Raw genomic sequence first — 7227 nt, forward strand, 5'->3', positions numbered from 1 at the left:
AAGCGCCGCATCCCGGAAAACAGCCGACTTGCAGACAGGCTGCTCGCCGCGCTGCCTGCCCCCACCGCGGCAGGAGAGCGCTTCCGGTCGGACCTGTGGAGGTCTTCGGGCACCGCGTACCTGCCGCCCGGCAACATCAAGGATCCGGTGCTGCGTTCGCTGGCAGGAGAGGGAACCGCCCTGGCCCGGCAGATCCTCTCGGCCGTCGATGAGATGACCCCGCCCCAGCGCTTCGCGGCCGGCGAGGTGATCAGTCAGGCCCTCGTCGAGTCCGACCATCTGCCCGACCTCAAGACACAGGTCATCGGAGAACTGTGGCTCCGAGATCTCGAGCTCACCGCCTGGCGCGTCCTGCACGCAGACCGCAGGTCGGACGATCCGGCTGGACGGAAAGCCTTCCTCGACGCCTGGACGAGCGTCTGAACGTCGGCTCCTCCGAGCTGCACGGTAGCCGCGCCAGACATGCGGCTCCCGTGCCCGACCACGCTTGCAGCGACTGAGGTCAGGAAGGTTCAAACCGAGGTGGCAGCGGCCCCGGGCCTCCACAGATCAGGGGGCCGCGCAGCAATGGCTGCGCGGCCCCCTGATCCTGCACCGGCCCGGCGCGACAGCAGGCAGGGCCTGCACGGGCGGCGGCCACCTGACGCGGCGTGCGCAACCTCTCGGCCAGGTCTGCGAGGTCAGACCAGGTTGATGTTCTCGGCCTGCGGGCCCTTCTGGCCCTGGGTGACGTCGAACGTCACGGCCTGGCCCTCCTGGAGCTCACGAAAGCCGGTGGAGTTGATCGCGGAGTAGTGCGCGAAGACATCCGGGCCGCCGCCGTCCTGGGCGATGAAGCCGAAGCCCTTCTCCGCGTTGAACCACTTCACAGTTCCCGTTGCCATGCCTCATGCCTTCCAGTCGATGAACGCCTCCCACTCCATGTGGCAGACGGAGGTGATCGTCCTGGTCCCTGCGGCACAGCACAGCAAGACGCCCACACCAAAGGCGCGGGCAGGGAATTCCGAACCACGACAGCTGACGCAGACGCTACACGCCCACGCACCGGGTCACCACAGGAAATGATCACGCCACACACGAGACCGTGCGTGCGGTGCCCGCCGACGCTGGCGGGCACGCTCATCTCATGCTGCTGCCGTCGGGTTCGCTGATTCGGCGGCGCGGCGGTATTCGGCGTTGAGGCGCTGGGCTTCCTCAAGCTGGTCTTCCAGGATGACGATCCGGCAGGCGGCCTCGATGGGGGTCCCGTGGTCGACGAGTTCCCGAGCCCGGGCGGCGATGCGCAACTGGTAGCGGGAGTAGCGGCGATGTCCGCCTGCGGAGCGCAGCGGGGTGATGAGCCGGTGTTCGCCGATGGCCCGGAGGAAGCCCTGTGTGGTGCCGAGCAGTTCGGCGGCCCGGCCCATGGTGTAAGCGGGGTAGTCGTCGTCATCGAGACGGCCGAACGTGTCGTCTGCTGTCATTGCACCTCTCTGTAAAACGCGTCGAGGGGCCCTGGCGCCGTACTGGCACCAGGGCCCCGAAGGAACTACTACACCATCTGCCGGCCCTGATACTGCACCGGCCTTCTGTTTCCGCAAACCCGACCGAGACGCTGTCGGGGGCGCGGGGATCGCGGTTGCTTGACCGGAGACCACCTCACTATCGATGTCCTGCGGTACCCGGGGCCAAGAATTCCGCCCGGGCGATCCTGATGGCGCTCGGCTCCTCCGTTCTTCCCTCTTGATCAACTACTCACTTTCGGAAACTGTGAACTGCTGGTGGCCTCGAACAGCGCCACTCTTCGGCAGCCGGCCCCGTCGCCCGTCCTGCGTCTGCTCTGGCTTGGAACCCCACTGCCGAACTTCCCGGTGCGCGCGTCCGCAGCCGACGCCTTCACCGAGGTACTGCTCACTGACTTCACTGCTGGGCACTGCGAACCTTCACTTACTGGTACTGCCACTGCGGTGCTGCTCATGGCGGCCCCTGATCACTGCGGGCCACCCGGTCCGGTCGTCAGTCCCGTCGCCGTCCTGCAACCGCTCTGGCTTCGGAACTCCACCACCGCACCGTCCTGCGAACTACAACTGCGTACTGCTGCCCGGCAGTTCATCTCTGCCGGGCCTCTCTTGATCTCGGCTACGAGAGAAACCATAACCACATCGCCGACGAATGTCTACTTCGGCTGGCATAGATTTCCGTGCACTCGACGATGAGGTAGTCCGTCTCGACCAGTCTGCCTCGACCGGTCCATGTACGGTTCAAGCAGCTTCGGGGCTCAGTCCGGCGCGCAGGGATCCCCCGCCGCGCAGCACGTCGGGCTGAGCGGGACGTCGCCGACTGCGCCGCGGCTACCGTCGGCGGGCACCGGCCAACACTGCGTCTCGTGGAGAACTCCACCGGCCGGGACGGGCGTTTCCAGCCGTGACGCCCCGCAGGTCGGCCGTTGACGAGCGCGGCAGGAGTCCCTGCGCCGCCCTCGACGGTCCCGGGATGATCGAGCAGCTCGTGGCGAACCGGCACGGCCTCTGACTCGAGCAGACCGCGGGCTGCGGAGACACGGGCTCACGGCAGCAGGTGCCTGTCATGCGTCGACTGTGGTCCTCCGTACCCTTCAGGCAAGCACTGTGGCTCCGCGGGGTTGGCGGGTGGAGGGCACAGGGGCTGGGTAGGCACGGGCAGGGGCATGGACTATTCAGAGACCGTGGTGACCCTGATGATCACGGTGATGGCCAGCGCCGAAGCCGTCCGTTCCACCACAGCCATTGCCGACGCACGCGATACGGCACGGGCCTTCCTCTGAGGTTTGCAGCAGCCGGCCGTGGCCCCTGACGCAGCGGACACTGTGGTCTTGGTCGTGTCCGAGCTCGTCACCAATGCCCTGCGCCACGGCGGGGGCCGCTGCACACTGGAACTGACTGCGCACCCCGACACCATCGAGGTCGCCGTTCACGATCCCAGCCGGCATGTGCCGCGCATGCGCACGCCTGACCTGAACGGCGGCACCGGGGGCTTCGGCTGGCCCATAGTCACCCGCCTCGCGCGCGCCACGGCGGAAACCCGCCGGGCCTCCGGCGGCAAGACCGTGAGCGCCTTCCTTGCCCGGTAGCGTCACCGCTCAGGCAGCCGGATGGTCGGCGAATATCGTCCGCCTCATGTCGCAGCCTGACGAGTTGCTCGCTGGCGTCGGCGCCCCGGGTGGAGTGCGACCAGAGCGATCGGAGTCCCTGACCGTGGTCACCAGTGGCGCTGTCATCACCGGTCTATTGGCTCTCTCGCAGCCACGTGAAGGCAGAGGGTGTCGGATGTGCTGACGGATTCCGCCCGCTTGGACGAGTCGCCGCCGTCTTCGACTCCCCGGCGAAGAAGGACGGGCCGCCCACGCGTCTGCACTTCCATGCCGCCCGGATCCTGCAGGGCACCCTGGAGGTCCGGAGACGGGTGGAGGTACCGGGTTGCGATCGAGGACGTCAGCGCCTGGACCGTGGGCGACTTCAGCGGTTCCGGCCACTGAGCGACGGCGACGGGAACCCGCTGCACGCGGTGTGGGCCCGGCCGGCGTACCGGTCGGGCCCACACTGCTGGTCGGATGTCGGCTCGTGCCTGTTTACCCGGTCAGACCGTCACGGGGGTGCCGAGCATCGCGGAGGCGTGCTGCATCGGGCTGAGAATGCCCAGGGGCGCTGCCTTGGGAACGGCGCGGCAGGTGAAGCCGAGCTGAGCCATGGCCCGCAGGACTTCGGCGGCGCTGAAATCACGGCGGTCCTGGCGGGTGATGACCTGGCCGACCTGCTTGACGGGGTAGTGGCGGCGGCCGATGATCACCGATTCTCCGGTGACCGGTTCGGGCTTGATGCCCTTCATCGATTCCAGCACTCCGCCCTTGGTGAGCTCGAAGGGGAAGCGGGCGATGACGCAGCGCATGTGGCCTCACAGAGAGAAGAGGGGAGAACGGTCCGACCGGGGGCGAGGTGTTTCAGCGGGAGAGGGCGAGGATGTCCAGGGCGCTGCCTTGCTCGTCGACCACCGGCGGGACACCGAGCCGACGGGTGCGCATCGCGTGCTCGGCTTCGGCCATCGTGGTCACGGGTGGGGTGCACGATTCGTGGTCGCCGAGGATGTCGCGCAGGCGGACCCGGTCCGTGTAGTCGGAGTTGTCACGGACCGCGGCGAGTTCGGTACGGGTGACCAGGCCGGTGCACTGGCCGTCCTGGTCGCAGACGACCAGTCGGACCGTGCGGGCGGCGGCCATGACGGCCAGCGCCACCTCCACGCTCATGTCGTCACAGACCTGCGGTCCGGCCGCGTCCATGACCTCGACCGCCGTCCTGTGCGCGGGGCCGGAGTCCGCCGGGCGGGGCTGCGTCTGAACCAGCGTCAAAGGGTGCCTCCTGCAGAGATGGGCCGGCTTCCTGATCACGAGAGTTCTAGGCCACCGTGCCGAAGCCGGACTGGCGTACGGGGGTGCGCCTGGTCGCCGAGGCGGGGCGACGGCGGCCTCGGGAGGTGGCGCTGCGCTTGGGGCGTTCGACCACCGGTGCGGTGATGACGACCGGGATGCCGGACGGGGCCTGGGCTCCGGTGATCCGGCGCAGGGCCTCGTCGCCCGAGCGGATCTGGGTGGTCTGCGGCCGGATTCCGGCGTCCGACATGAGGCGGACCATGCCTCGGCGCTGGTTCGGCGTGACCAGGGTGACGACGCTGCCGGACTCGCCGGCGCGGGCGGTACGGCCGCCGCGGTGGAGGTAATCCTTGTGGTCGGTCGGCGGATCGACGTTGACGACCAGGTCGAGGTTGTCGACGTGGATGCCGCGCGCCGCGACATTGGTCGCCACCAGCACGGTGACGTGTCCCGTCTTGAACTGCGCCAGCGTGCGAGTGCGCTGCGGCTGCGACTTGCCGCCGTGCAGCGCTGCGGCCCGTACTCCGCTGTTGAGCAGGTCCTGGGTCAGCCGGTCGACGGCGTGCTTGGTGTCCAGGAACATGATCACGCGGCCGTCGCGGGCGGCGATCTCGGTCGTGGCGGCGTGCTTGTCGGCGCCGTGGACGTGCAGGACGTGGTGCTCCATCGTCGTGACTGCACCGGCCGACGGGTCGACGGAGTGAACCACTGGGTCCGTCAGATAGCGGCGTACCAGAAGGTCGACGTTGCGGTCCAGGGTGGCGGAGAACAGCATGCGCTGCCCCTCCGGGCGCACCTGGTCGAGCAGCGCGGTGACCTGGGGCATGAAGCCCATGTCGGCCATCTGGTCGGCCTCGTCCAGCACGGTGACGCCCACGTGGTTCAGCCGGCATTCGCCGCGGTCGATGAGGTCCTTGAGCCGGCCCGGTGTCGCGACGACGACCTCGGCTCCGCCGCGCAGCGCGCCGGCCTGCCTGCCGATCGACATGCCGCCCACCACCGTGGCCAGCCGCAGCCGCACGGCGCGGGCGTACGGGGTGAGCGCGTCGGTCACCTGCTGGGCCAGCTCACGCGTGGGTACGAGGATCAGCCCCAGCGGCTGGCGGGGCTCGGCACGCTGTCCGGCGGTGCGGGCGAGCAGGGCGAGGCCGAAGGCGAGGGTCTTGCCGGAACCGGTGCGGCCGCGGCCCAGGACGTCACGGCCCGCCAGGGAGTTCGGCAGCGTCGCTCCCTGGATCGGGAACGGTGCGGTCACACCCTGCCTGCCGAGTTCGGCCAGCAGCTGCTCGGGCATGTCGAGATCGGCGAAGCCCTCAACGGCGGGCAGTGCGGGGGTGATCGTCCTGGGCAGCGCGAACTCACCTTGCACTGCGGCGGGCCGACGGCCGTAGCCGCCGGAGCGGACGGGCCCGCCGGTACGGCGCGGTGCCTGCGAGCTCGTGCGGCTGCCACCCTTTCCGGCGTCGGCACGGCGGTCACGGGTGCGGGCGGGGCGGTCGTTCGTGTACGTGCGGTTCATGCGGAACCTTCCTCGATGTGGCACATATCAAGGAATTCCCGCTGCGATGAACGACACGGAGAATTACAAGTATGGACCGGTGACAAAAGAAAGCAGATCTGACCGACGGAAATATCCGTGGGCACAGGTGCTGAAATGGGTGACGCGATGGGGACTTTGCGATCCGGACGTCGGCTGCGGTGCAGCGCTTCAGGATGCGTCCGCTTCCTGAGGGAGGAACCGCTTGTGGTGGTACCGCGGATTCCTCCGGGGCGTCCCGCGGGTGAAAGCCGCTGTGGGAAACGCATGCAGCTGGGGCCCGCACCCCGAAGGATGCGGGCCCCAGCTACGGATTGCGCGTGAGCGTCAGGCCGGAACGATGTTCTCGGCCGTCGGGCCCTTCTGACCCTGCGCGATGTCGAAGGTTACCTTCTGACCCTCGAGCAGCTCACGGAAGCCCTGCGCGGCGATGTTCGAGTAGTGGGCGAACACGTCGGCGCCGCCACCGTCCTGCTCGATGAAGCCGAAGCCCTTTTCCGCGTTGAACCACTTCACGGTACCAGCAGCCATGTCATATCTCCTTTGGGGCAGTGCATCGGCATCCGCATTGCGCGGACGCCGTGTCGCCGCGATGATTACCCCGCCCGGAAATGACCGGAAATACAAAAGTGCTCCCAACCGGCAGAAGCCTGGCGGGGGCACTTGAAGTTTTGGGAACCACAACTGCAACTGAGATCGACAGTAGCACACCGGACGGCCCGTGCACGTTGGATAATTGCGCTCTGCTCTTCGCGGTAAAAACTCCGGCTGCGCGGCCCTCCAAAAACTGATCCCTCGGGAACAGATATGATTCACTCAGCGTTCAACGCCTCAGGAAGGGTGGCCAATCGGCACGCTGCGCGGCGGCCGGGAAAAGCCGCTTCCGCCAGGAAAGGCAGCTGCGAGACTGTGGGGACGACCACGCAGCGGATGCCGTTCCCGGTCCCGGATGAGCGAGCCCTCCTCTTCAGTGTGGGTGAGGCGCCTGGTCATGACGGTAATGGCGGCCCGGGTGATGAGGCTCTCGCAGTGCTGGATGAGCCGTTCGCACTCCATGCCGTCCGAACGCCTCCGCTTCATCCTCAGCGGCGGCCAGCCACACCGGGCGAGCGAATGGGCCGACACCCCCGGCCGCCCCTCGAAGAGCAGCTCGCCGAGATCGCACAGGAGGTCACGCTTCGCGGCCAAGCCGCCGAACGCAGACGCCAGGACGAGGCCGAAGCGGCACGCCAGAAACGCATCCGCTGGGAAGCCGCCATGGAACAAGCCCGCATCCGGGTCTGCCGCACGATCGGGTGACATCTGAACC

Annotated in this window: 7 protein-coding genes and 3 pseudogenes; 3 read left to right on the forward strand and 7 right to left on the reverse strand. The window is 68.1% G+C overall.

Going from position 1 to position 7227, the window contains the following annotated elements; translation table 11 throughout:
* On the forward strand, window positions 1-423 hold a 423-nt coding region (locus tag LQ326_RS46455; RefSeq protein ID WP_234545260.1), incomplete at its 5' end, for a hypothetical protein.
* A gap of 257 nt (window positions 424-680) precedes the next feature.
* On the opposite strand, the gene LQ326_RS46460 is transcribed toward LQ326_RS46455, so the two are convergent.
* The gene (locus LQ326_RS46460) at window positions 681-884 is read right to left on the reverse strand and encodes a cold-shock protein (RefSeq protein ID WP_055495910.1); all 204 of its coding nucleotides are present in this window, start codon (window positions 882-884) and stop codon (window positions 681-683) included.
* 240 nt (window positions 885-1124) lie between these two features.
* Window positions 1125-1463 (reverse strand): MerR family transcriptional regulator, encoded by a 339-nt coding sequence (locus tag LQ326_RS46465; RefSeq protein WP_189932162.1) that lies wholly within the window; start codon window positions 1461-1463, stop codon window positions 1125-1127.
* 1232 nt (window positions 1464-2695) lie between these two features.
* Here LQ326_RS46465 and LQ326_RS46470 point away from each other — a divergent pair.
* Together LQ326_RS46470 and LQ326_RS46475 are read left to right on the forward strand one after the other, a co-directional pair.
* A pseudogene (locus tag LQ326_RS46470) lies at window positions 2696-3088 on the forward strand (ATP-binding protein).
* A gap of 46 nt (window positions 3089-3134) precedes the next feature.
* Window positions 3135-3493 (forward strand): annotated as a pseudogene (locus tag LQ326_RS46475) (hypothetical protein).
* 101 nt (window positions 3494-3594) lie between these two features.
* Here LQ326_RS46475 and LQ326_RS46480 read toward each other — a convergent pair.
* The 5 genes and pseudogenes from LQ326_RS46480 to LQ326_RS46500 form a co-directional block, all read right to left on the reverse strand.
* Window positions 3595-3903 (reverse strand): SCO5918 family protein, encoded by a 309-nt coding sequence (locus tag LQ326_RS46480; RefSeq protein ID WP_234545261.1) that lies wholly within the window; start codon window positions 3901-3903, stop codon window positions 3595-3597.
* Between the two features lie 52 nt (window positions 3904-3955).
* Window positions 3956-4360 (reverse strand): CBS domain-containing protein, encoded by a 405-nt coding sequence (locus tag LQ326_RS46485; protein WP_234545262.1) that lies wholly within the window; start codon window positions 4358-4360, stop codon window positions 3956-3958.
* A gap of 46 nt (window positions 4361-4406) precedes the next feature.
* Entirely contained in the window at window positions 4407-5900 is a 1494-nt protein-coding gene (locus tag LQ326_RS46490) for a DEAD/DEAH box helicase (protein ID WP_234545263.1), read from the reverse strand.
* Between the two features lie 345 nt (window positions 5901-6245).
* Window positions 6246-6449: a cold-shock protein gene (locus LQ326_RS46495; RefSeq protein WP_023586116.1), complete on the reverse strand. Its 204-nt coding sequence runs from the start codon at window positions 6447-6449 to the stop codon at window positions 6246-6248.
* Between the two features lie 300 nt (window positions 6450-6749).
* Window positions 6750-7227: pseudogene (locus LQ326_RS46500) on the reverse strand (hypothetical protein); the annotation flags it as partial.

The organism is Streptomyces shenzhenensis (assembly GCF_021462265.1).
Taxonomy (GTDB): Bacteria; Actinomycetota; Actinomycetes; order Streptomycetales; family Streptomycetaceae; genus Streptomyces; species Streptomyces shenzhenensis.

Excerpts from the sequence above, each read along its gene's own strand:
- LQ326_RS46460 (WP_055495910.1), bottom strand. The coding sequence starts at position 884 with ATGGCAACGGGAACTGTGAAGTGGTTCAACGCGGAGAAGGGCTTCGGC.
- LQ326_RS46465 (WP_189932162.1), bottom strand. The coding sequence starts at position 1,463 with ATGACAGCAGACGACACGTTCGGCCGTCTCGATGACGACGACTACCCC.
- LQ326_RS46480 (WP_234545261.1), bottom strand. The coding sequence starts at position 3,903 with ATGCGCTGCGTCATCGCCCGCTTCCCCTTCGAGCTCACCAAGGGCGGA.
- LQ326_RS46490 (WP_234545263.1), bottom strand. The coding sequence starts at position 5,900 with ATGAACCGCACGTACACGAACGACCGCCCCGCCCGCACCCGTGACCGC.
- LQ326_RS46495 (WP_023586116.1), bottom strand. The coding sequence starts at position 6,449 with ATGGCTGCTGGTACCGTGAAGTGGTTCAACGCGGAAAAGGGCTTCGGC.